General features: G+C 54.1%; 23 protein-coding genes and 1 tRNA gene. 17 read left to right on the forward strand and 7 right to left on the reverse strand.

Annotated elements, in window-relative coordinates:
- Window positions 1-63: 63 nt before the first annotated feature.
- The 3 genes from yajC to queA are packed head-to-tail and all read right to left on the reverse strand — an operon-like array spanning window position 64 to window position 2,640.
- Complete coding sequence (yajC, locus tag J5M57_RS16565; RefSeq protein ID WP_003227923.1) at window positions 64-402, reverse strand: preprotein translocase subunit YajC; 339 nt, start codon at window positions 400-402, stop codon at window positions 64-66.
- Window positions 403-445: 43 nt separating this feature from the next.
- Window positions 446-1,561 carry a tRNA guanosine(34) transglycosylase Tgt gene (gene tgt / locus J5M57_RS16570; RefSeq protein WP_161794909.1) on the reverse strand — a complete coding sequence of 372 codons (1,116 nt, stop codon included), beginning with the start codon at window positions 1,559-1,561 and terminating at the stop codon, window positions 446-448.
- A 14-nt stretch (window positions 1,562-1,575) separates the two neighbouring features.
- Window positions 1,576-2,640: a tRNA preQ1(34) S-adenosylmethionine ribosyltransferase-isomerase QueA gene (gene queA / locus J5M57_RS16575; protein WP_064589078.1), complete on the reverse strand. Its 1,065-nt coding sequence runs from the start codon at window positions 2,638-2,640 to the stop codon at window positions 1,576-1,578.
- Window positions 2,641-2,748: 108 nt separating this feature from the next.
- On the opposite strand from queA, the gene J5M57_RS16580 reads away from it, so the two are divergent.
- From J5M57_RS16580 to J5M57_RS16635, 12 genes are all read left to right on the forward strand, one after another.
- Window positions 2,749-2,833: transfer RNA gene (locus J5M57_RS16580), tRNA-Leu, on the forward strand.
- A gap of 164 nt (window positions 2,834-2,997) precedes the next feature.
- Entirely contained in the window at window positions 2,998-4,239 is a 1,242-nt protein-coding gene (locus J5M57_RS16585) for a tyrosine-type recombinase/integrase (RefSeq protein WP_207847906.1), read from the forward strand.
- Window positions 4,240-4,518: 279 nt separating this feature from the next.
- Window positions 4,519-5,358: a hypothetical protein gene (locus tag J5M57_RS28940; RefSeq protein ID WP_243435090.1), complete on the forward strand. Its 840-nt coding sequence runs from the start codon at window positions 4,519-4,521 to the stop codon at window positions 5,356-5,358.
- A 100-nt stretch (window positions 5,359-5,458) separates the two neighbouring features.
- Window positions 5,459-5,740, forward strand: coding sequence for an AlpA family phage regulatory protein (locus tag J5M57_RS16595; protein ID WP_169431792.1), 282 nt, complete (start codon window positions 5,459-5,461; stop codon window positions 5,738-5,740).
- Window positions 5,737-6,042 carry a hypothetical protein gene (locus J5M57_RS16600; RefSeq protein WP_085606852.1) on the forward strand — a complete coding sequence of 102 codons (306 nt, stop codon included), beginning with the start codon at window positions 5,737-5,739 and terminating at the stop codon, window positions 6,040-6,042. Before J5M57_RS16595 ends, J5M57_RS16600 begins: the two co-directional genes overlap by 4 nt.
- Before the next feature lie 534 nt (window positions 6,043-6,576).
- Window positions 6,577-6,861 carry a hypothetical protein gene (locus tag J5M57_RS28945; RefSeq protein WP_243435089.1) on the forward strand — a complete coding sequence of 95 codons (285 nt, stop codon included), beginning with the start codon at window positions 6,577-6,579 and terminating at the stop codon, window positions 6,859-6,861.
- Window positions 6,858-7,130: a DUF3077 domain-containing protein gene (locus J5M57_RS16610; RefSeq protein WP_085641054.1), complete on the forward strand. Its 273-nt coding sequence runs from the start codon at window positions 6,858-6,860 to the stop codon at window positions 7,128-7,130. The genes J5M57_RS28945 and J5M57_RS16610 overlap by 4 nt, the downstream gene beginning before the upstream one ends.
- Window positions 7,127-10,042 carry a DUF927 domain-containing protein gene (locus J5M57_RS16615; RefSeq protein WP_207847904.1) on the forward strand — a complete coding sequence of 972 codons (2,916 nt, stop codon included), beginning with the start codon at window positions 7,127-7,129 and terminating at the stop codon, window positions 10,040-10,042. Before J5M57_RS16610 ends, J5M57_RS16615 begins: the two co-directional genes overlap by 4 nt.
- An 88-nt stretch (window positions 10,043-10,130) precedes the next feature.
- Window positions 10,131-10,994, forward strand: a complete 864-nt coding sequence (locus J5M57_RS16620) for a hypothetical protein (RefSeq protein WP_243435088.1) — start codon at window positions 10,131-10,133, stop codon at window positions 10,992-10,994.
- A 54-nt stretch (window positions 10,995-11,048) separates the two neighbouring features.
- Entirely contained in the window at window positions 11,049-11,237 is a 189-nt protein-coding gene (locus tag J5M57_RS16625; RefSeq protein ID WP_169431796.1) for a hypothetical protein, read from the forward strand.
- 62 nt (window positions 11,238-11,299) lie between these two features.
- Window positions 11,300-11,665, forward strand: coding sequence for a histone-like nucleoid-structuring protein, MvaT/MvaU family (locus tag J5M57_RS16630; protein WP_207847903.1), 366 nt, complete (start codon window positions 11,300-11,302; stop codon window positions 11,663-11,665).
- A 767-nt stretch (window positions 11,666-12,432) separates the two neighbouring features.
- Window positions 12,433-13,095 (forward strand): hypothetical protein, encoded by a 663-nt coding sequence (locus J5M57_RS16635; RefSeq protein ID WP_243435087.1) that lies wholly within the window; start codon window positions 12,433-12,435, stop codon window positions 13,093-13,095.
- A 151-nt stretch (window positions 13,096-13,246) separates the two neighbouring features.
- Here J5M57_RS16635 and J5M57_RS16640 read toward each other — a convergent pair whose 3' ends face one another.
- The 3 genes from J5M57_RS16640 to J5M57_RS16650 all read right to left on the reverse strand — a co-directional run bounded on the left by J5M57_RS16640 (window position 13,247) and on the right by J5M57_RS16650 (window position 15,494).
- Window positions 13,247-14,233 (reverse strand): HEPN domain-containing protein, encoded by a 987-nt coding sequence (locus tag J5M57_RS16640; RefSeq protein WP_207847902.1) that lies wholly within the window; start codon window positions 14,231-14,233, stop codon window positions 13,247-13,249.
- Window positions 14,230-14,763 (reverse strand): hypothetical protein, encoded by a 534-nt coding sequence (locus J5M57_RS16645; protein ID WP_207847901.1) that lies wholly within the window; start codon window positions 14,761-14,763, stop codon window positions 14,230-14,232. The genes J5M57_RS16640 and J5M57_RS16645 overlap by 4 nt, the downstream gene beginning before the upstream one ends.
- A gap of 92 nt (window positions 14,764-14,855) precedes the next feature.
- On the reverse strand, window positions 14,856-15,494 hold the full coding sequence (locus J5M57_RS16650; RefSeq protein WP_207847900.1) for a hypothetical protein: 639 nt from the start codon (window positions 15,492-15,494) through the stop codon (window positions 14,856-14,858).
- 42 nt (window positions 15,495-15,536) lie between these two features.
- On the opposite strand from J5M57_RS16650, the gene J5M57_RS16655 reads away from it, so the two are divergent.
- The 3 genes from J5M57_RS16655 to J5M57_RS16665 all read left to right on the forward strand — a co-directional run bounded on the left by J5M57_RS16655 (window position 15,537) and on the right by J5M57_RS16665 (window position 20,495).
- Complete coding sequence (locus J5M57_RS16655; protein ID WP_207847899.1) at window positions 15,537-16,031, forward strand: hypothetical protein; 495 nt, start codon at window positions 15,537-15,539, stop codon at window positions 16,029-16,031.
- A gap of 351 nt (window positions 16,032-16,382) precedes the next feature.
- The gene (locus tag J5M57_RS16660) at window positions 16,383-18,629 is read left to right on the forward strand and encodes a hypothetical protein (RefSeq protein WP_207847898.1); all 2,247 of its coding nucleotides are present in this window, start codon (window positions 16,383-16,385) and stop codon (window positions 18,627-18,629) included.
- Window positions 18,630-20,165: 1,536 nt separating this feature from the next.
- A complete protein-coding gene (locus J5M57_RS16665) occupies window positions 20,166-20,495 on the forward strand; it encodes a hypothetical protein (protein ID WP_207847897.1) in 330 nt (109 codons plus the stop codon).
- 18 nt (window positions 20,496-20,513) lie between these two features.
- On the opposite strand, the gene J5M57_RS16670 is transcribed toward J5M57_RS16665, so the two are convergent.
- A complete protein-coding gene (locus J5M57_RS16670; RefSeq protein ID WP_207847896.1) occupies window positions 20,514-21,263 on the reverse strand; it encodes a hypothetical protein in 750 nt (249 codons plus the stop codon).
- Between the two features lie 120 nt (window positions 21,264-21,383).
- Between J5M57_RS16670 and J5M57_RS16675 the strand changes: the two genes are divergently transcribed.
- Both J5M57_RS16675 and J5M57_RS16680 read left to right on the forward strand, forming a co-directional pair.
- Window positions 21,384-21,758 (forward strand): hypothetical protein, encoded by a 375-nt coding sequence (locus tag J5M57_RS16675; protein ID WP_207847895.1) that lies wholly within the window; start codon window positions 21,384-21,386, stop codon window positions 21,756-21,758.
- A 110-nt stretch (window positions 21,759-21,868) separates the two neighbouring features.
- Entirely contained in the window at window positions 21,869-22,600 is a 732-nt protein-coding gene (locus J5M57_RS16680; RefSeq protein ID WP_064589083.1) for a hypothetical protein, read from the forward strand.
- Window positions 22,601-22,670 lie beyond the last annotated feature (70 nt).

The raw sequence follows: 22,670 nt of genomic DNA on the forward strand, positions 1-22,670 counted from the left end.
ACGCCGCCCGTTATGAACGCGGGGCGCCTTGCGCGCCCCGTCGATTGAGTAGAAGTTGGAACCTTAGATCGCTTTCAGCGTGCCTTTTGGCAGCGTGGCGGCGATGGCGCCCTTCTGGAATTTCATTTCCACGGTGTCGGAAACTTCCAGAACCACGAAGTCATCGGCCACTTTGGTGATCTTGCCGGCGATGCCGCCGGTGGTGACCACTTCGTCGCCCTTCGCAAGGCTGCTCAGCAGGTTCTTCTGCTCTTTGGCGCGCTTGGCCTGTGGACGCCAGATCATCAGGTAGAAGATGACCAGGAAGCCGACCAGGAAAATCCACTCGAAGCCGCCGCCCATTGGGCCTGCAGCAGCCGGTGCAGCTGCGTCAGCCATGGCGTTAGAGATAAAAAAGCTCATTTAGCACTCCAGTTGCAAATGTTGAATCTTGGGGTCAGAAAACTCAGTCCAAAGGCGGAACGGGGAGCCCGCGTTTGGCGTAGAAGGCATCGACAAAGGCGGCCAATGTACCCTGTTGAATAGCCTCGCGCAAACCAGCCATCAGCACCTGATAATGGCGCAAGTTATGGATGGTATTGAGCATGCTGCCGAGCATTTCGCCGCACTTGTCCAGGTGATGCAGATAAGCGCGGGAGAAGTTCTGGCAGGTATAGCAATCGCAGGTCGGATCCAGCGGCGAATCATCATGGCGATGGAACGCGTTACGGATCTTCAGCACGCCTGTATCAATGAACAGATGCCCATTGCGGGCATTACGGGTTGGCATCACGCAATCGAACATGTCCACACCGCGGCGCACACCCTCAACCAGATCTTCCGGTTTGCCAACGCCCATAAGGTAACGAGGTTTGTCAGCAGGCATCATGCCCGGCAGATAATCCAGCACCTTGATCATCTCGTGCTTGGGCTCGCCCACCGACAGACCGCCGATGGCCAGGCCATCGAAGCCGATCTTGTCCAGGCCTTCCAGCGAGCGCATGCGCAGATCCTGGTGCATGCCGCCCTGAACGATGCCGAACAGCGCAGCCGTGTTGTCGCCATGCGCGTTTTTCGAACGCTGGGCCCAACGCAGCGACAGCTCCATCGATACCCGCGCAACATCTTCGTCAGCCGGGTACGGCGTGCATTCGTCGAAGATCATCACGATGTCGGAGCCCAGGTCGCGCTGCACCTGCATCGATTCTTCCGGGCCCATGAACACTTTCGAGCCGTCGACCGGAGAAGCGAAGGTCACGCCCTCCTCCTTGATCTTGCGCATCGCGCCCAGGCTGAACACCTGGAAGCCGCCGGAGTCGGTGAGGATCGGGCCTTTCCACTGCATGAAATCGTGCAGGTCGCCGTGTTCCTTGATCACCTCGGTGCCCGGGCGCAGCCACAGGTGGAAGGTGTTGCCCAGAATGATTTCCGCGCCGGTGGCCACGATGTCACGCGGCAACATGCCCTTGACCGTGCCGTAGGTGCCCACCGGCATGAAGGCCGGGGTCTCGACGGTGCCACGCGGGAAAGTCAGCCGACCACGACGGGCCTTGCCATCGGTGGCCAGGAGTTCAAAGGACATGCGACATTCGCGACTCATTCTGTTTCCTCTGGGCCTGTTTGTTCAGGGGCAGTCGGGGCGGGATTACGGGTGATGAACATCGCATCACCGTAGCTGAAAAAGCGGTACCCGTTGTCGACGGCGGCTTTATAGGCGGCCATGGTTTCGGGATAACCGGCGAACGCCGAAACCAGCATCAACAGCGTGGATTCGGGCAAATGGAAGTTGGTGACCAGGGCATCAACCACATGGAACGGCCGGCCCGGGTAGATAAAGATGTCAGTGTCGCCACTGAACGGCTTGAGCACGCCATCGCGCGCAGCACTTTCCAGTGAACGCACGCTGGTGGTGCCAACAGCAATCACCCGACCACCACGCGCGCGACACGCGGCAACGGCGTCGACCACATCCTGGCCGACTTCCAGCCACTCGCTGTGCATGTGGTGGTCTTCGATCTTGTCGACACGCACCGGCTGGAACGTACCGGCACCGACGTGCAGGGTCACGAACGCGGTCTCGACGCCCTTGGCGGCAATCGCCTCCATCAGCGGCTGATCGAAATGCAGCCCCGCCGTCGGCGCCGCCACCGCACCGAGGCGCTGGGCGTACACGGTCTGATAGCGCTCGCGATCCGAACCTTCGTCCGGGCGGTCTATATAAGGAGGCAACGGCATGTGCCCGACGCGATCGAGCAGCGGCAGCACTTCTTCATCGAAGCCCAGCTCGAACAGCGCATCGTGACGCGCGAGCATCTCGGCTTCGCCACCGCCGTCGATGAGAATCTTTGTCCCCGGCTTGGGCGACTTGCTGGAACGCACATGGGCCAGCACGCGGTGCGTATCGAGCACCCGCTCAATGAGGATTTCCAGCTTGCCGCCCGAGGCTTTCTGCCCGAACAGCCGCGCCGGAATCACCCGGGTATTGTTGAACACCATCAAATCGCCCGGGCGCAAATGCTCAAGCAAATCAGTGAATTGACGGTGTGCGAGGGCGCCGCTGACCCCATCCAGGGTCAACAGGCGACTGGCGCGACGCTCGGCCAAAGGGTGGCGGGCGATCAGCGAATCAGGAAGCTCGAAGGTAAAGTCAGCAACGCGCATGATGGGGTTCGTCTAGCAGGGCCGGAAAGTCTAGCGGAATTATCAAAAATTGACCATGAAACGTGATTGACCAACGGTAATCACCTCTCTATACTTCGCCGCCATTGAGCCCTGATGGCGGAATTGGTAGACGCGGCGGATTCAAAATCCGTTTTCGAAAGGAGTGGGAGTTCGAGTCTCCCTCGGGGCACCACATAGCAGTATCTGAGAGTCTCTACCAGCCTCTCAGACCCAGAGAAACCGGCCACTTGGCCGGTTTTTTTGTGCCTGTCTGTCTACCCCTGTCTCCCCTTATCCGTTGTATCCCTGTATCCCTGCTTGTATCCTGAGAAAAATACCGAACTTTGGGATACAAGGATGAAGCGCGCAGACATCAAGCGCCGCCCTCTCGCTGACACGACACTTGCGGGACTGGAGCCGGAATCAAAGGAATATCGTGAGCTGGACGGAAACGGCCTCTACTTCAGGGTTAAACCTGATGGTGGTAAATCCTGGCAGCTCCGCTACAAACGTCCGGCGGGCAATTGGGCTTGGATGGGGCTGGGGGGTTACCCAGAAGTAAGTGGTGCGTTGGCACGGGACAAAGCTGCTGAACTGCGTAAGGTAGTGAGCAGCGGGGCCGATCCTCTCGAACAAAAACGCTCTGCCAAAGCGGCAATTGATGCTGCCAGGACTCGGACCTTCCGAGCCGCTGCTGAAGCTTGGCTCAAGGCCAAGGAAGAAAAGGGACTCGCTCCCTCCACTCTTAACAAAATCCGCACTTACCTCGACAAAGACATACTCCCAGCGCTGGGAGATAAGCCCCTTGACGAAATCACTCGTACCGACTGTGCAGAGCTCCAAGCATCTCTCGAAGCCCGAGACGCACACAACGTGGCGGAAAAGTGCCGCACTTGGATCAATCAGATATTCGGGCGGGCCATCGGCCTAGGCCTCACGGAAAACGATCCGGGCAGCCGCCTGCGAGATATTGCAGCTCAAGCCCCGAAGACTCAGCAGCATCCTCATTTGCTGGAGCCTGAGTTGGCAGACTTCCTCCAAGCACTCAAAAATACCCCCAGCAGGTTGACGGCCAGGACTGCAGCATGGCTCTGCATCTGGACCGCATCTAGACCGGGCATGGTTCGGTTAGCTGAATGGAAAGAGTTCGACCTTGATAGAGCGATATGGACGACGCCCGCCGCCAAGATGAAGATGCGCAGGGACTTTGTGTGTCCACTCCCTAAGCAAGCGCTCTCCGCTCTCAAAGAACTTCATTGCCTCACAGGTCGTAGTCGCTGGCTGTTCCCTGGGGTGGGCGCAAAGAACCCAACGATTAGCGAAAACACCATCAACAAGGTGTTCGCGACAGTCGGTTACAAGGGGCGATTGGTTGGTCATGGTACTCGTCACACCGCCAGCACTCTGCTCAGGGAACACGGCTGGCCGAAAGAGCACGTCGAAGCGCAGCTTGCTCACAAAGAAGAGGGAATATCGGGGGTCTACAACAAGGCTCAATACCTTGAGCATCGAGTGAAGATGATGCAGTGGTATGCAGATCACCTTGATGCGTTAGCAAGCGAAAAGGTAATCAAGGGACAATTTGGAAAAGTGGTATGAATGCACTTATCCATACCACCTTCAAAATCCGTGTTACAGGTGTAACTCGTGTAACGATGCCGGCCAAACGCCCGGATTCATTGACTTTCAATCCCGATACACTCTTGCACGACCTTCGGTACATGCGATGTAACGCATGCCGTTCGTGTAACACCAGAATAAGCCCCTCGCATGCTGCGGGCCAAATTTCTCCACGCTGGGCCAGAGCGCAAATATCGCTGGAAACGCATCCAACTCGCAGGGCGAGGGATAGAGCGTTACACGTAGAGAACCTTGGGCATGATTGAAACTCATCCAATTTTGCACACGGCGCTAACCGCCGGCCTACTTCAATATCTCTCCGGTCAACCGCTCTATGAGCTCTGCAATGAACAGATCACTGATCTATGCGAGCTAATCAATCAATGCTGCGTACGCATCCAGAACGGCGACATCAGCAGCGATATGAGCAGCATGTGCATACAGACAACGATGCATGAAGAGGCCATTTTTCAGTACGCCTCAACCGACAAAAAAAATCGTCTTGCACATTGGGTTCGCCAATACAGCAGCTGCCCTTCAGCTTCGGAGCGCGATGCATATGCAGCCTACGTCATGGCCTGCGCAGTAAAAGCGCTAAGCGCATTATCTGACTGGATGCGCTCTACGGAAGACGAGGCATGGTCACATGTTGCTGAACCTCCCACGGACTGTCCGTGGGATATTTATTGTCTCGTCGTAGAGGGACAGGTCGATCCCATTGAACGCATTCAGGCACTAGAACAATACGTGCTGTTTCTGGAGCCCATAACAACCCTACCCTGCTTGATCAGTGACGAACTGACCCCTACTGCTTACAGAGCAATCAAGAACGCTATACGCACTAAGGGCGGCATCATCAGCGGAATGGAGCGTAACGAAGAAATCAGCGCACGGGATACAGCAATCATTAGGCAAGGTCGCCACTACGTGACGAGCGGAATGCCACGAAGAAACGTGACCACGGCGGTACATGCTTGGCTGGAGCGGGAGGTTTCCAAACCGCCCAAGCAGCGCGCGGAGTGGCTGACGCTGGAAACCGAAAAAGCGCTGACCCGCAAAAGCGTAGAGGCCATACTCAAGCGCAACTTTGTGCTGTGAACAAAGGTTCACCGAAATTTCAATTGGAAGTGAACTGCTTCCCGCAGACGATTTTCTAGACCATTGCTCTCGTTGTCCAAATCAATCGAGAGCAATACCTATGAACACCTCTGTTACCGATTTTCCCCGCAAGACTCCCGTCAACGCCACCTCACTTTTTGATGCCACTTCAACTTTGATCCGCATGCGGGAGGTGGAAGGCATTGTGGGGATGAAGCGTTCGACCATCTACAAACTGATGCAGCGCACCGACTGCGGCTTTCCGCAGCCCGTCAAGCTGAGCAACAGCAACGCACGCGGCGCCCCTGTCGCCTGGGTCCTTTCCGAAGTTCAAGCGTGGGCGCGCAGCCGCATCGAGGCACGCGATCAGGTGGCTGCATGAGCCACAAGACTGCAAACAACGCTTTGATGCATCCCTTTTCCGTGTTGCGTCGGATCGGTTTCTCGACTCGCGTCATGCAGCGCCTTGAACGCTACCGCAGCCAGCAGGACAAGCAAGGTCGCGTTGTCAGCGTGCTCAGCTGGGCCGACGGCACCTGGTGCGCCCTCTCCCTTCACTGCGAAAAGACCGGGGCCGTGGTCGTCGACGAAGGCCAGCAGGTCGACGCCTACGAAGATGCCCGCTCCATGCTCAGCGGCGGATTCCTGCCCCTTCTCTCCCTGCGCTGGGAAGCCCATGCCTGAAACAAAAACGCCTCCGGGGGCGATCCGGAGGCGTTGAGGTCAATCTACATGCCCGAACAATTTATGCCGCACCTGAAAAATCCGCAAGCCATCAGCGCAGTTGCTATTTCGAAACACGGACGTTACTCTCTGGCCGTAGCTGCAAATTCAGCGACCGGGCGTGGAAACCCGTTTGAAAACTTGGCGCACAGGCGCCCCCATTACGATTGCAGGCGTCTTTTTTTACGCCTGCGATTTCGAGTTATGGCGGCTGTGTGTGGGCAGGCTTCGGCCTGGCCGGGTTCCAAGTTTCCCGGTATTTCCACCCCACGCACAGCTGCCACCCAATCCCGTGGAAAGGATCGTGGCAGTTCCATAGTCAAAACTTGGAGCGCCACCTATGCACGCCCTCAATCCGTCCAAAATTCGCGCCGCTGCACACCGTGCAATGGCTCTCGCCGCTTTACACGCCAACTCCAGCCTCGCTACACGCCTCTCCCGCTACAACGCTCACATGGCCAAAGCCCGCGCACTCGAAACCGCAGGCGGTGCCCAATGAACAACGCCCTGAGTTTTGCCCTGCCCGAAGATCTGCTCTGCGTGAATCCAACCGCCGAAGCCGGTGTACCAATCGACGCTATCACCTGCGCCATTGCCCGTGCCGACTCGGTACTCACGCTGCTGGAAGATCACTTCGAAAACGAATCCTCACGCCTTGCCAATCACGTCATTGCCGCCGTTCTCTGGGACGTGCGCGGCACCCTCGGGTTGATCAAAACGCTGGCCATCCACGGTGACAACACTTCGGCGCCTGCGGTGCAGAAAGGCGGTGCGCTATGAGCATTTCCACCACACCGGGCCACGCTACCTTTTCTCGCGTTAATGCCACCGACCTCAAGCTGTTTCGCGTCAACGCCGGTGTGCCAGTCGAAGACGCACTGGAGATGGTGTCATTGCTGCAGCATCACGCGAACCAGCTCAGTTTCGACGCTGCCATGAGTGACCACGGCGAGCGTTTCAGTTGGCCCGCCTTGTACCTGGGCGAGATGGCCAAAGCGCTGATCGACGACATCAACGATGCGCTGTTTCTACCGAGGGCTGACACATGAGCCAACGACCGAACAACGCTAAACGCCCGAGCTTTGCCGACGTGAAAGCAGCTGCGCTGAAAGACATTGATCGTGTCTTGTCGCACTGGCTGCCCAACGGCAAGCGCGTGGATGGCGGCAAGGAATACACCGCTCCGAATCCGACCCGCAGCGACAAGCGCGCCGGTTCGCTCAAGGTCAGTTTGAGCAAGGGCACTTGGGCGGATTTTGCCACCGGCGACAAAGGCGGCGACCTGATCGATCTGGTGCGCTATCTGGACGGCGGTACCGACGTCGAAGCATGCCACAAGCTGGCGGACTGGCTGAGCGTTGCGCCCGGTGCCGCCAAGACTATGGCCGCTCCGAGCAAGCCCGAGGCAGCAACATGGAACGCCATCCAGCCGATCCCGACCGAGACCATGAACAAGTGCCCGGCCAAGCACCGTGAACACGGTGTGCCGTCCAAGGTGTGGATCTACCGCGACGTACAGGGTCAGCCGCTCATGGCGCTGTATCGCTTCGACCTTGGCCCGGATGAAGACGGCAAGCCGAAGAAGGTCTTTGCGCCGCTGACGTGGTGTCAGCGTGCCGATAGCCAAACCAAACAATGGCGCTGGCAGGGTCTGCCGGATCCGCGTCCGCTGCTGCGCCTTGATGAATTGGTCCTGCGCGCTGACACACCAGTGGTTCTGTGCGAAGGCGAGAAAGCTGCGGATGCCGCCGCCGAGTTGCTGCCGGACTACGTGGCCACCTGCTGGCCGAACGGCTCCAATTCCTGGCACAAAGCCGACCTGACGACGCTTAAAGGACGCGACATTTTGTTGTGGCCGGACAACGACGACAGCGGTAAAGCCTGCATGGCTAACGTTGCCGAAAAGCTGCGCGAAATCGGCGCCGCTTCGGTCCGGGTCATCGCGCTGGAGGTGTTCAAACGCAAGCCGACGCTGAAGAACGACCGCGCCGCGTTTGCCAATGGTGGTCAATGGGACGACGGCGACGATGCCGCCGATGCACTCTCCAAAGGCTGGACCGCCGGCCACTTCGCCGAACTGCAAAGCAGCGGCGAACTATTCGGCGTGATCAAAGAAAAACCGATGGTTGCCCCGGTAGAACCCAAGCCGGAACCAGAGCCGGAAGCGAAACCCAAAGCAGCAGCCAAGCGCCCGGCAAAATCGAAAAACGACCTGATGCCGGGAGGCTTTCGCCTGACGCCCGAGGGTGTGTTTTACGCAGGCGACGACGGTGAAGCACGCCCGGTGTGTTCGCCACTAGCAATCCTTGCGCGTACCCGCGACGAGAAGGGTCACAACTGGGGCTTGCTGGTCGAGTTCGACGATCCCGACGGCACCAAGAAACGCTGGAACATCCCGGCACGCACCATGACCGGCGACTTTGGTAAGGACGTGCTCGGCCCACTGGTGGACATGGGGTTGCGTCTGGCAGGCAGTCGCTCGGGGCGCAACGCACGCAACGATTTGCAGAGTTACCTCGGCGGCTTCGACAGCGCGCAACGTGCGCGACTGGTCACCCGTTTGGGTTGGCATGACAACGCCTTTCTGTTGCCCGAGCAACAGGTCGGCATGCACGCGGAACACCTGCACTTCTACGAGGCCGGCGCGCAGCTTCCGCCGATCAGCGAAGCGGGCACGTTGGAACAATGGCAACAGCAAATCGGTGCGCTGTGCATCGGCAACCACCGTTTGGCGTTTGTCGTCGGTGTGGCCTTCGCCGGCCCCCTGCTACACATGCTCGGCCACGAATCGGGCGGCTTTCACCTGTACGGCGACAGCTCCGGTGGCAAAACCACGCACCTGCAAGTTGCCGCCTCGATCTACGGCGGACCGCGTCTGGTGCGTTCGTGGCGCTCGACCGACAACGCTCTGGAGTCTATCGCCGCCGCGCATTCCGACGGGCTTCTGGTGCTCGATGAAATCGGCATGTGTGATGCCCGGATCATCGGCGAGACGGTGTACATGCTCGGCAACGGCACCGGCAAGGCCCGCGCCAATGATCGAGGCCAAGCGGGCAGACAGGTGCAGGAATGGCGCTTGCTGTTCCTCTCTACCGGCGAGAAGACCTTGGCCCAGCACATGGCCGAAGCCAATAAGGAACTGAAAGCCGGCATGGAGGTGCGCATGCTCGCCGTCCCGGCGGATGCCAGCAAAGGCCTTGGCATGTTCGACACACTCAACGGGTTTGAGGACGCCGCAGCTCTGTCCGACGCGCTCAAGGCGCGGGTGGCGAACTACTACGGCACACCGATCACCGCGTTTCTCACCGCCCTGTGCGAACCGGGCAAGCGCCACGGCTGGGCGGCAATCGTGCGCCGCACGCTGGAAGGCTTTATAGCCAAAGCGCTCCCAGCCTCTGCCAGTGGACAGGCACACCGTGCTGCGGCGCGTTTCGGTCTCGCGGCGGCCGCTGGCGAGCTGGCCACCGCGATGGGCATTACCGGCTGGCCGGACGGCACGGCCACCACGGCCGCTCGGGTGTGCTTGAACGCATGGCTGAACGAGCGTGGCGGCGCCGGAAACTTCGAAGGCGATGCGATTTTGGCGCGGCTGCGCCAGGTCATCGAGCGCTTCGGTGAAAGCCGTTTCACTCGCTGGGAATCGGCGGCGGCGAAGATCGACGAACACGGCCCACGCACTATCGACCGTCTCGGCTTTCGCAAGACGCTGGAGCATGGCATGGGCGACACCATGCACACCACCAACACCTATTACGTGCTGACCGAGGCGTGGCGCTCGGAGATCTTCCGCGGCATGAACCTAACGGCGGTGAACAAGGAGCTACTGCAGCGCGGTGTGCTGGAACCGAGCAGCGACGGTAAGGCGTCGAGTTTGGTGCGTCTGCCCGGCCTGGGCCAGCAGCGCTGCTACATCGTGAAAGTGATTCCGGGAACGGATGACGGCGAGGCACGGGCTGCCTGAGGGCAACTCTGCTGATCGAGGTAACGCCGGCTCATTCCCGGCCTCGCCAGCCGAATCACTCAAATCAAACTCATCAAGGACAACGAACATGACAATGAATGAATTGAAACAGCAACTCGCCGAATTGATTGCCGAGAAAGAAGCAATTGAAAACAGTCTTCCCATCTTGCACGCGGAATGGAGCAATGCGCCTAACAACTACAGTCCAATCGGCAACATGATCGGAAGCCCTGAGAGAAGTGCCGCCATGGATCGTTACTCCAGTGCCGAATGTCGCCTGAGGGCAATTCCATCCTCGATCAGCCGTATCGAGGAAAAGATGGCTTACTTGGAGCGCATTGAACACGTCGAAGAAATCAGGGCAAAGTCGATCCAGACCATGTCCGAAGCTGCCGCTGAAATCGAAGCGCTGAAGCAGACACAATCGCACCTGACCCAACGCCTTCAGACCATTCAGTCGGATGCGCAGCAATCGCTGGAGAAAGCACAGCAGGCAGAACGAGATGCTGCAAGCCTGTATGCGCGTAGCCTTGCGAGTGGTGATAGCGACGGAGAGAAATCCGCTAACAGCGAAATGCAGAAGGCAGCCAAACAACTCGCCGCCACCGATGAGCATGTCAGAAGACAGGAACTCATCATGGAGGCCTTGCAGGCTGAGCTCGACTCCCTTGAAACGCAAATCGCAACTGCACAGCAGCGGGAGAACGATGCAAAAGAATTGGCCCTGAGCGCTGTAAAGCTGACTCTGGAAGAACAGTGGAACTCCGCTGCGGAACACTTGGTAGCCCTGGGCGCGCGGATACTCGCGGCGGACTACGCCCGAGGGTACTCGGGATATGGTTTCTCCAAGCTCGATGTACCTCAATTCGGTCCTTTCCATTCGGATCTTCGTCACTCAGACCTAGTCACCGCAGCCCGCTCCATCAGCGCAGAGGATCTGCTGGCAGCTTGAACCCGAAGCAGCCCGCTCACGCGGGCTGTTTAGAACCCCATCAGGACAAAGATCATGATCACTCCAATACTGAGCAGCGCGAACTGGACCGACACCTTGAAGGCACGCAAAAACCACCTGACCGCGCTGATGAAAATCGTGGACATCAAAACGGGCAAGGTCTCGAATGTTCAGACACTGACGGTCAACTTGATCAAGAACGAAATGAGCTACATCGAAGACCAGTTGAAGGGGCGCAAGTGAGCTGAACTCCGTGCTGTAATACACTTCAGATAGATATCGCTAAAACACAACAAGGAATTCACATGTCCAAACTCGCCGAATACCGCCAGCTTGAGAAACACCTCGCCGAACAGCTTCAGGCTTTGGAAGCACTGAAGAGCGATGGCGCGTTGAAAAAAGAGATCGAGTTCGAAACCAAGCTACGCGAGCTGCTCGATCAGTACGGTTTCAGCCTCAAGCACATCATCAACCTGCTGGATCCGCAGAGCACGAAACGCGCTTCAACACCAGCGGCGACACCTGGCAAACGCAAGCCTCGCGAGCTGAAGGCCTACAAAAATCCGCATACCGGTGAAGTGGTTGAAACCAAAGGCGGTAACCACAAGACGCTCAAAGAGTGGAAAACCAAGCACGGTTCCGACGAGGTTGAAAGCTGGGTTCGCAAATAACGCAGCTTGAATAAAAGGCCTCTAAGAGGCCTTTTTTTTGTTGATGACATCCTTCGCGCCTGCGACTTCACCCTCAAAGAATCACTACCATCAGCAAAAGGAGTCTACGTTGTGGACACAATGAGCAGACGTGAGATTGGTGACCTGTTGTCTCGGCGCCTTCCACAATGCCCCATCACCTGCTCGATAAATGCCGACCGTAGCTTGTCTATCGAAGTGATCGGCCCCGACCAGCGACAATTTCACGATTGCGCACATTGAACGCTCCAGGTACCACGGCGAAGCGGGAATTAACCGCCTGCTCCGCGAGATCCTCGAAGAGATGATCATCTCTCGCCGGTCTACAAATCTGGAATAACACTAGGTACCTTGCCCTACGCCCTCGACTGCTTCCCTATAGCTCGGTGCAGCCTTCCGCGAAGTATTGCTCAGCCCTCCCAACCTGGTAGAAAAGAGCTGCCCCTAGCTGTCCTCCACGATTTTTTCTTAACGACCGCTTCTGCCCACTAGCGCCGCTCACGGACGTCTGCTTTCGGCCAGAAGCAGCCGCTGGATAGACTAGTCGCAGAGAGGTGGCGTCCAACACTGAAACTTTAACGCAGCTAAGCTTGGCGTCATCCGTGTCGCGTTTCTCCTTGGGCTATGTCGCGCTGCGATTCCCACCAGGCTAGATAACGGCTAAAAGGACGACAAGAAACGTTATAGAGCATCACAACCGCGCTCAAGCACTGGAGTGATGTCGCCAAATGGTAATTGGAGGCCACTAAATGGTAACGCGATCCATAGACGAAGTACGTGCCGATTATATTTCCACGATGGGACAAGAACTCGGTGCTAATTTCTACGAACTTTACAGAGAACTGGTAGAGCTTCATGTTCTCTGGCAGCAGTATCGGCAGCTTTTCGGAGATTCAACTGACACGGTTCAGCTGCTCAATAGAACGGCTGGTTTATTCTTTAAAATCGTGCAAGATGAGCTTTGGGATAGCGTACTACTTGGCGTGTCACGAATGACGGACCCTTCTAGTACAGGAAAAAAGAAGAACCTAACCGTGCTGTCGCTTTCACCACTCATCACTGATTCCGCGCTAAGGGCGGAGGTTCAGGATCTCTGCACTAAGGCGGTAACGGCAGCAGAGTTCGCCCGCGAGCATCGCAACAAACGTATAGCTCATCAAGACCACAACTACCTTAGTAACCGAAACTCCAATCCTCTCAGCGGTATCAGCAGAGCTGCAGTCGAGGATATGCTCGCAGCACTAAGAGATGTCCTGAATCGCCTAGACAATCACTTCCGAGACAGCACCGTCCTGTATGAGCAATTCGTGGATGATAGTGGGGCTAGGCTGCTAGTCCATAAGCTAAGTAGACTCGAGCAACTCCAAGGATCAGTGCCACAAAAAAGCGCCCCTGATAATGCGCTCAAATAGTTCGCTTCGTTCACCGGGGTCGGCTGAACCGACCCATTAGCTAATCGCTATGAATGTCTGCATGGGGTCGATTGCGTACCGTCGTGATAGACCGCTATCGGCCAAAAGCGGCCTGTCATATCAGAGCGTAATTTAACTGAAGGGCGATTTTTTAGTAAATCATGGGGTGATCTAGAGAGTAAATGACATTATTGTGAATGTCGTTGATGAGGTTTTTGTTGTTCTCAAACAGCGGTACTGCGTATTCTTTAAATTCGAGTAGCGTTTCTAAATTATTGAGTAATCCTTGCATTACGCCAGCTTGGCACCTACCTACGGCATAAATCATAATCGTGCTAAACAATTCGAGTTTTTCTTTTGTAAAGTCTACACTTCGGAATCCTGAATGGACAGAGTCGTTCCGAAAATCTCGAATCTCTTTGACCACTTCAATAAGTTGTTTTTTCCAGTGATTGTATCTGGTATGTTTTTCTAGTTTTGCTTTAGTTTCGGGTGTTACTATCCATTGCTGCTGTCCGTTTGGAAATCCTAGAAATAATCTGATGTAGCTCTCTACACAGTTATCGTTTTCGTCCGCTTTTAATAATGCCTCTAGGGCGAACCACAAAAAGATTATTTTCAGCTGAGGATTTGTCTCGTTTTTGCTATTTCTTGCCCAGTGGAGAGACCGTCTGTATCGGTCGCATAGCTCGTTTTTGAGTGAGAGCAAATAAACTGTGGTGTCAACATTTTGTATGCTTCCATGACGCATTACAAAAGAAAGAGACTGCTGAAAGCCGGTTCTTGTAATAGGTGTGATTTCGCCCGATGATAAGTCTTTTATCAGTCCGATTCGAGAAGTCTTTATCGCGGATATCGAAAATTCAGTAGACTTGAAATCAAGAACTTCAAGGAATTTGGTGTCAGCAGCATGTATGGCTTCGTTATGAGTCTCACAGTCAATGATTGTAGCAATCCTTGCACATATTTTATGTTTGTTGAAATCCAGCCCGTTTTCAGATGCGGACTTTTCAAATGCACTGACTTCTAGTTGAGTGTCAGCTGAATAAGATCGAAGCTCAACACTGCCATAGTTAAAGGTGGAAGGAAGAGTAATGCTTCTATCGTCCAGAATTTTCACAATCAAAAAGCTGGTCATTTGCACCTCTGAAGAGAGTGTGTAAGTCTTGTTATTACTACTTGCTTGAGCCAGTTATTGTATTGAGGTGTTAGTGCTATGTGGTTCATTGATAAGTACTTTGCTAGCGGCTCAGCTATTATATAACTATTTCGTCCAATGCAGACTTCAATGATTGTTGATAGTTGGTCAGCATTCAATTGCTTCTGAAGAAGCTCGCAACATGTACTCTCGCAAGCTGCGATATTGTTCTGTGATTGATAATATCGTAAACGATACCAGTGCACTTCGTTGCTGTCTTTTGCAGAGTCCGTTAAAAGTTTGTCGTATTTATAAACCCAATCATTGTCAAAGGTGGCGATTGCTATCGTATAACCTAGTCGTATTGTTCTTTCATGATTCGGGCCTAATTTGCACAGGTCTAAAAAGAAGTGCTTGGCCTCCAGAAGCCTGCCACGCTTAACTAACGTGTCAATATAGTCTGTAAGCCGTTTTGGGTATTTCCGACTAGTCGTGGCTGTTGCCCTATAAATCTTTTCAGCATCTTCCAAAACGGGCTCCTTTCTCTACATATCACTAATCTTACGATTGCACACTGCTGGCCTGCTGCGCCTGCATCGGTTCTACAAAACGCGTCAGCGCTTCAATCACTTTTTTTAGCTGTATAGAAACTTCCGTTTTCACCCCAGAACTCAAGATCGCCCTGTGCGTTTACGAGGTAGAACTCACCGAAATCGCTTCCTTCAACATCGACTAGAACAGATCGTCCGGAAATCTTCTTCGAAACAAATTCCTTGGTTCCCGACGAGCCATCTTTAAACGTGGATTGGACAAATATTTTCCCGTCTTTTCGGTAACCCACCATTTTGTAATCGGTTCCCCAATTACTCAGCCAACTACCAAATACCTCTCCTTCGGATGGTGTGCTGCTAGTCATGAGTTTATTGTATTCAGCGACTGTGGTTCCCAAAAAACGAACGTTTAATGTGGGGTCAAAATCTGTCTTGGCCCAGTATCCACCACCATCCTCACCTTTGATCCGCCAGCTGATGAAGGTTCGTTGAAAGCTCATTGGGTTCGAATTTCTGATTTGATTTGCCAATGCTTCAAGTGTGGGTTGATCCACACGTTCGTCTAGAACAACCTCGACCGCTCGCTTGATATCGCGCTTAGACTTATCACTGACAACCGAATAGTTAACAACTTGAAAGGACGAGGTGGCAGAGGCAGTAAAGCTTACGATTGTCGCCAGAATTCCGAAAAATTGCGCAAAACGGTTCATCCCTAAACTCCATGATTACAAAATGACATCGCGGATTCTGCCATGGTTGTTCTGAACCCTCCTTATTTTTTGTTCATACCTGACTGGACTGCGAATAACGCCATTTACATTCAACAGCCCCCATACCTGGTCCAGGTGTGGGGCCTTTTTTTGCCCACCTGGAAACCACTGGCCCCAGGACTGCTCTACCGCTACGCTGTTTTCTGGTTTAACCGCAGCGAACCCCAACGGCTGCAACTGGAGGTGAGCATGAATGACACATTAACGGCCCTGGACTGGTCGCCGACGTTCAAGATCCAAACACTCAAGCTGCTGGCGCGCATCAGCCAGGCGGCCAATGCCGACGATCTTTGGCGCGTTAGTGATCGCGCCGCCGGGTTCGTTCTGGGCCTGGAGACGATTGAGGCCCTAATGGCTTGTATGGCGCCTTTGAGGAGGCTGCTACCGCACGCCGGCAGGACGAGTCGCAATGATCGAATGCCCGTACAAACAAAATGGGGTGGCTACATCGTCAGCTATACGTTTATTCATAAGTAAGCTCACCGGACTCGACCTTATTTTCGTGAATAGTAGACTAAGCGGCAGCTATTGTGGCCGATTGCTGTCTGTCGGGACGGGCAGAGATCGACTCATCGGTATCCTCAGCGAATGCTTCGTTTGGTGAGTTATCTTTGTCAATGTAAGCCTAATTCCTGTACTGCGTGTTGGCTTCAGATTTAACCTACGTTTGCGGTGCTTTTGAGCGGCAGATATCGATCAGGTGGACGGCCATTCATCTCTTCGAAAAAGGGGCCATCGTCTCCTTATGAAATTGTGGACGATTGCTGGAAAAAGGAATCGATAAATCGGTGCCGAGACTAATCAATTTGAACAGGACGTAGAGACACCATGGCGAAGTCGAAAAAAATTGGTCGATGGAAACTGACTTATGCTCGAGCGTCACTTAGACTGCTTCATTTCCAGGCCACCTTAGTTAGATGGCGAAAGCAACACGGCGTCAAAGCACTTACCTTGATAGCAGTTATAGCTTTTTGCGCAAGCATGCTAGCAATACCAGTTATACAAAATACATTTAATTGGTTTTTTACCGTTCCGGAAAATTTTGTATCGCTGAAAACATTATTGGGAGGAACAAGTAGTGCTTTGCTAGGTGCCACTGCCATTGCTTTTTCATTAATTTTGTTTGCAATGCAGGTTAATGTGGAACGCATGCCCCACGGTCTATTCAAGCGCCTTAGCTCAGATTGGAAACTTCTTGCAGCCTTCTTAATTTCGTTTATTAGCGCACTCACAGTTGGCGCTATGTCCCTAACCCCCACGGCTAGTCGAGCCGCTTTTGCAATAGTGGTAGCTATTTGGGCGATAGTGTTAATGCTCAGCCTTTTTGTTATAGCTTATCGACGTGCGCTGCTGCTGATCAGTCCAATAGCTCAGCTTTCGATAATGGCCAAGCAAGTTCACAATGAATTTCGTGCGTGGGAGCAAGGGTTTGTAAGGCTAGGCCCCATAATTCAAGATATTCAGAAGAGCCGCGAATTGGTTTTAGATGAGAGTCAAGTGCAGTTTGATGCCGTAAAGGCTGAATATTTTCGAGTAAATTTTAATTGGGATCACCATGCACGACAGGCTATTCAATACTCAATGTCTTACGCTCAACGCTATTCTGAAGTTGGCGATCATGAGGTTGCAGAAAGCGCGATTCGCGGAGTAATTCAGATAAATACAGCGTACTGTACAGTTAAAAGCGGGACTTTTGTTGGGAGTAATTTGCTTTTCGAAACTTCCGGATCAACCGATGGACTGATAAATTCTACGTTAGAAAGTTTTCGGCAGATGATGCGTGTTGCTCTCTCGAGAGGGGATGAGCAATTGGCAGAGCATACGCTTAAAGGAATAGCTTCTTTAATTTCAGTTTATGCAGTTATCAAGTACCCTGGAAGGAATACCTCAAAGAAGCATGCAGGCTTGGCATCGGGGTACCTTGAGGCTGCTGTCGAGTCTGTCCTTCCACACAATATGCCAGACGTAATTATGGAGGGGTTGCGCCTTATGGGGAAAGCCGCACGATCGATGTTGAGGCTTTCAAACTCAACTGAAATAATATCCCTGACAAATAAAATCGCTTTTGTTTCATACGCCGGCATGGTGAAATCCGATTATAGGCCAGCTACTCTGGTCGCTTTTGATCAGCTATCATTAATAACTTTTGAGCTGATTGTTGGCGCAAAGGACGACATAAGTTACCCCGTTAGCGAGCTAAGGTCTGCGATAAAAAGCGCCGCGCTGGTATTTTTCGAAGTTCCAAGTACGTCACTTACGTCTATCCACAGTAGCAACCTAGCGCCTTACTATTCAAGCGCCAGCATGAGTTCGCTTAGATCTAAATTACTCCCTTTGGTTAATGAAATTTTAAATGCGCCAATCAATGATAAAGATGCGATCAGGATTATCGGAAATATAGAGGTTTGGGCGGATCAAATTTACTCGCCGCAAAAAGAATTGTTGCTCGCTGCGGTTAGCAAAAGGCTAGGATTCACGTCTGATCTCCTGCAATGGGCCGTCGGAATGTCGGAAATGTTTTTAGCCGTCTCCAGCGCCCCAGCCTGTGATGATAATGAAAAAGAATCCCTTCAAAAACATGCAATTTGGTTACTTTCAACTATTTCTTTCCTTCCTGATGACGCTGACTCAGTTCGTTTTGTTGCAATGTTTTCTGTAACCGAGTTGCTTTTTGATGCTGCCGTAGATAGCAAAAAATGGGATTGTGAAGATTACTACAATTCTGCAAAAGACCTCCTTTTTCAGTGGACGATGAAGGGAGGAAAACACCAAACTGGGTGGGGAGTTCTAACGCGTGGAGTGCAAGGTCTGGCTGGTTTAACTTTGAGTGAGCCAGAAGTTGATGTAGGTAGTCTTGTGCACAAGCTAAAAATAGCTTTGGCAAAGGTAGGTGGTCCTTCATTAGAACTACGTCAGTCAGCGGCGCAAGATTTAAGGCGAGAGGCGGGGCGGCATCGCGGACGCGAGATGAATTTTTCAAAACTAGACCAGGTATTAGAGCGCGTTGACCAAGCAGCCCTTAGAACACTCATGTTAGACGTAGCTGCTTTGCTGGATGGTGCCGAACAAGAATAATTGTCTATAAACTCGGAAAGTGTCCTACCCGGCTAAAATCACGCTCTCCAATGAATTAGCCTTGATTTGTAGAGCGCGAGAAGGGCCGCAATGGGACGATCTCCGCCTTCCGCGGAGCACAGTTGACTCAGCGCGGAAGCTTCCTCTCTAAATGAGTGATATTGGAGTGTGGAGCGAAATCCTAACCGTCCGCGAAGGGCCGCTTTTGGCCGAAAGCGGCCCGCTACGACTGCTGACTGATCGCTGGCAGAGCGGCCAAACTGATGATTACAGCCCGTTAATCGCATCTCTTGGGCAGACTGGGAGTGGGGAAGTACCTGGTCTCCTGCGCATGGACATGACCTCCTCCGTCCCTCTTTCAAGCATCGGAGCGTTACACCAGATGGCAGAGTTACACGCCTAAAGGTTTGTGTACGAAGCCGATGTAACATCAAAAATGTTCAATAAATACAGCCACTTACCAACCATCGTTACACCAGTTACACGAGTTACACCGCATTTTTGAGGGGTACAGACCCCCACACCCCGTAAGCATCAATCCCACCAGCGAACGTCAGGTGTATCTCCCGCAGTGTGCCGGGGCCCCTGAGGTTTTCTTCGAGACACGGGGTCGGAAACCCGCCGGACCTTGTTAGCGGGAGAACTCCCAGCTTAGTGAACAGGTGAACCCGGTGAACTGCCTGTTCACCTGTGCATCTGCACTACAAAACAATCGATCCAAGGTCATCATTACCGGTACGGTAACGATGTCCTTTTTTCTTCAAGATCCTTTCAATTTCAACGTTGAAATTTCAGTAAGCTCCAGCATCTCCCGCTACCACAGTCCCGCGGGTTTCCGACCCCGTGTCCTTCAGATAGTCCTAGGGTCCCCGGCGGCATTTCGGGGACTGATTGCTTTCTGCCATCCCCCAGCTAACCTCCATCCCTGCTGGTCATGGGGTATCCCAGCCAGCACAACAGACATGGTTAAAAATGTTGAGTCATTACCGATCCGACACACGGAAGCGAGGACTAGCAAATGCAATCATTTATCGTGAACAGAAACGTTCAACCCAACGGCGACTACGAAGTGCACAACACGACGACTGGATGCAGCTTCATGCCGCAGCTACAGAACCAGGTACCACTCGGAAGTCATCTCACCTGCATCGGTGCTGTAAACGCCGCCCGAGCTGTAAACCCAAATCTGCGAATCAACGGTTGCTACTACTGCTGCAACCCTTGCCACACCAGCTAGGTTGCAGGGAGTGCATGGCTGGTTGCGGGTCGTTTATGCCTAAACCTACGATTGTGCGATCATAGGCCTAAGCAACCTGTATCCCCGTGTGTATCCCTAACTGTGTAATCCTGCTACAAGCCACGGATTATATGGAAGACTACAGTCTCCCTCGGTCACCAAAATTAAGAAAGGTCTTGCTTAGCAAGGCCTTTTTTTTCGTCTGCCGGAAAGTGGCTGCTGTTGTAGAAGCTGCCGAAGGCTGCGATCTTTTGATCTTCCTCTGTTACCCCAACAGGACATCTCAAAGGATTCACTGCATGGAAACCTCACTGGAAACCGTCGCCCTGTTCTCCCTCAAACTCGCCTACGAGGAAGAAGGCCTGAGCCCGATTCTGCGGGACGACATGGTCATGGGTGACTATCAGAAAGACGTGTTCGAATTGCTGGTGCGCCGTGGGGATGTGCAGACCATTCAGTTCAAAATGAATGAGTGCCTGGGTTTGGCGTTGGATGCCTTGGGCGGTGTCGAGAAACCGTTGGGGCGGGAGCTGCACAAGCTGTCTGCCGACTTCAGGCAGGTGCAGTCGCTGGAGCAGCTTGATCAGCCGCTCCTCGCGCTCAAAGGCTATTTGAAAGACATTCTTTGACCGAGCTGACGTCGTGCCTCAGCGGCGCGCCTTCAACACGCGAATATCTGTCGGGAATCCATCCGCACCGACAATCTTCTTCCAGCCCACGTACTGAAACTCGCCGCGCTCATCGATGTAATCGCCCTTCTCCACCGACCGGCCACCGACGATGGCCACGCGTTTTTCCTCGCCACAGCCGCCATCGGATGGGCGAACGGTGTAGATCACGTACGGTTTCACATATTGCGTGGCGCGGAAGTATTGGCCGCAGATTTCGTCGACGGTGATCAGCATGGTTTTCAGGCGGGCTTCGCCGTCCATGTCTTCGTGCAGTTTCAGGAAGGAGATGTCGCCAACGTCGCTGTAGCCGAGTGAACGGGCGCGTTTATATTCGGGGGAGTTCTGGTGGGCGATGCGGCCTTGCTCGGCGGCCTGGTTCATTCTGGCGGCGAACTCGGCATTGCCTTGAGCAATGGTTGCCTCGGCCTGGGCGGCGACATTTTCGCATTGAGCGAATTCTTGGGAGCCGAGGTATTGGGGCGTCAGGTTCGAGCGGCGCTGGTTCATGCTCCGCAGGCTGTTCTCCAGGTCGCCGACTACCTCATAAGCGCTGGGTACGCGACCACTCTGGACGTCGGCCATTTTTTCCTGCATTCGCTGGCAGTTGGCGAGGTAATACTGCCAACTGCTCTCCGGAGGCTCTTTCCAGGCGGCGAGTGCCGGGGTGATGGCGCTGGCGAGTGCGATTGCACAGAGCGTATGTAGAGCAGAAGCGACTTTTGACATGAGTAGTCCATTACAGGAATCAAGAAAGTGGCGCGACGCTACTATTTTGTTATCTTGCCGTCCATTGCCGGTAAGCGTGTCTGAGGCAGGCACTGCAACTGATTTCGAAGGATGGATACGATGGATGTTTTGTTTTTCTTTATCGCCTGGGCAGGCATGTGGGTGTGGGTCGTCCGCAACCGTAGCAGCTGGAATCTGCTCCTCGCCAACTTGCTGGGCGCCGCCAGCGGATTGATGGTGGGTGTGGTGGTCGAGCAGCTTTACGTGGGCTTGTTCGGAGCGCCGCGGCCAACTGTACCCAGCCTCATGCGCACCGTGCTGGAAATACTGTCATTTGCTGCCGCCGTGATTGGCGTATGGATGTTGGTAGCCCACCGCTCGCAGGTCGAACATCCGGTTCTTCGCCAACTGCTGTCCGGCCTTTGCGGCATTGTGGCCGGCATCACGGCGATCATGTTTTTTGCCCAGATCAATCCGCCCAATCTCGGCATGTAAATGTCTTCGTGGCGTCAGACCTCTATTTTGATATCTTGCCGTCCATCTTCAGCACTCACCGCCAGTGAGTGCTGTTTTGCAGGCTATTGAAGGTTTAAGGAAAGGATCGAATGGAGTTTCTGAGTTTTCTGGCATTTATCGCCGCCTGGGGTTTCATGTGGCGCTGGGTGGTGAAAAACCGTGGCAGCTGGAATCTGTTCTACGGCAACGTTGTTGGCGCGGCGGGCGGTTTTATTGTCGGCATGGTGGTGCTGTCGATCTTCCTGTCGCTGTTCCCTTCGGCGCATAAATACGATCGTGCGCCCGCCGAAGAGGTGATCACGCAAAGCGATGTGACCACCAGCCTGCTGCCGGAAGCCGAGTCGGATTCGACGTCCGCGACGCTGGAAAACGCGCCGGGCTTTGCCGCGATCGAGCCGGACAACCAACCTTCGCCGCCGGATTCCGCACTGCTGCCGAACTACGCCAGCCGCGCACCGAAATCGATGGCGGAACAAGCCGTTCTGGATCAGAGCGACGCGCAAGGCCGCAAAGCATTTAAGGCGCTGCGCGACAAGCTCGGACAAAATGCCGATAGCGATAAATCGATGCTCGCCTATGTCATGTGCAGCCCGCTGGTCACCAGCACGCTGCGCTTCCCGGCGTCGGCGCGCTTTGCCGACAGCTCTGCCATTGTCACCCAGCGCTTCAAGGATCAGGTCTACACCCTGAGCAACAAGATCACCGCGCGCAACATGAACGGCGATGACGTCACTTATCGCTTCGACTGCTCGGTGCAAGAGCAACCTGCGTCTGCCGAATGGCGACTGCTGGCGCTGAAGCTGCAGAAGACCGACTCTTAAGCCTCGTTTAAGGGTTCAAGGCGCCGGCTGCGCTATCATCGCCAGCCTGTGCGCCTTGAGCTTTGCCTCC

Origin of the sequence: Pseudomonas sp. 86_A, assembly GCF_017491705.1 — a bacterium.
Taxonomy (GTDB): Bacteria; Pseudomonadota; Gammaproteobacteria; order Pseudomonadales; family Pseudomonadaceae; genus Aquipseudomonas; species Aquipseudomonas koreensis.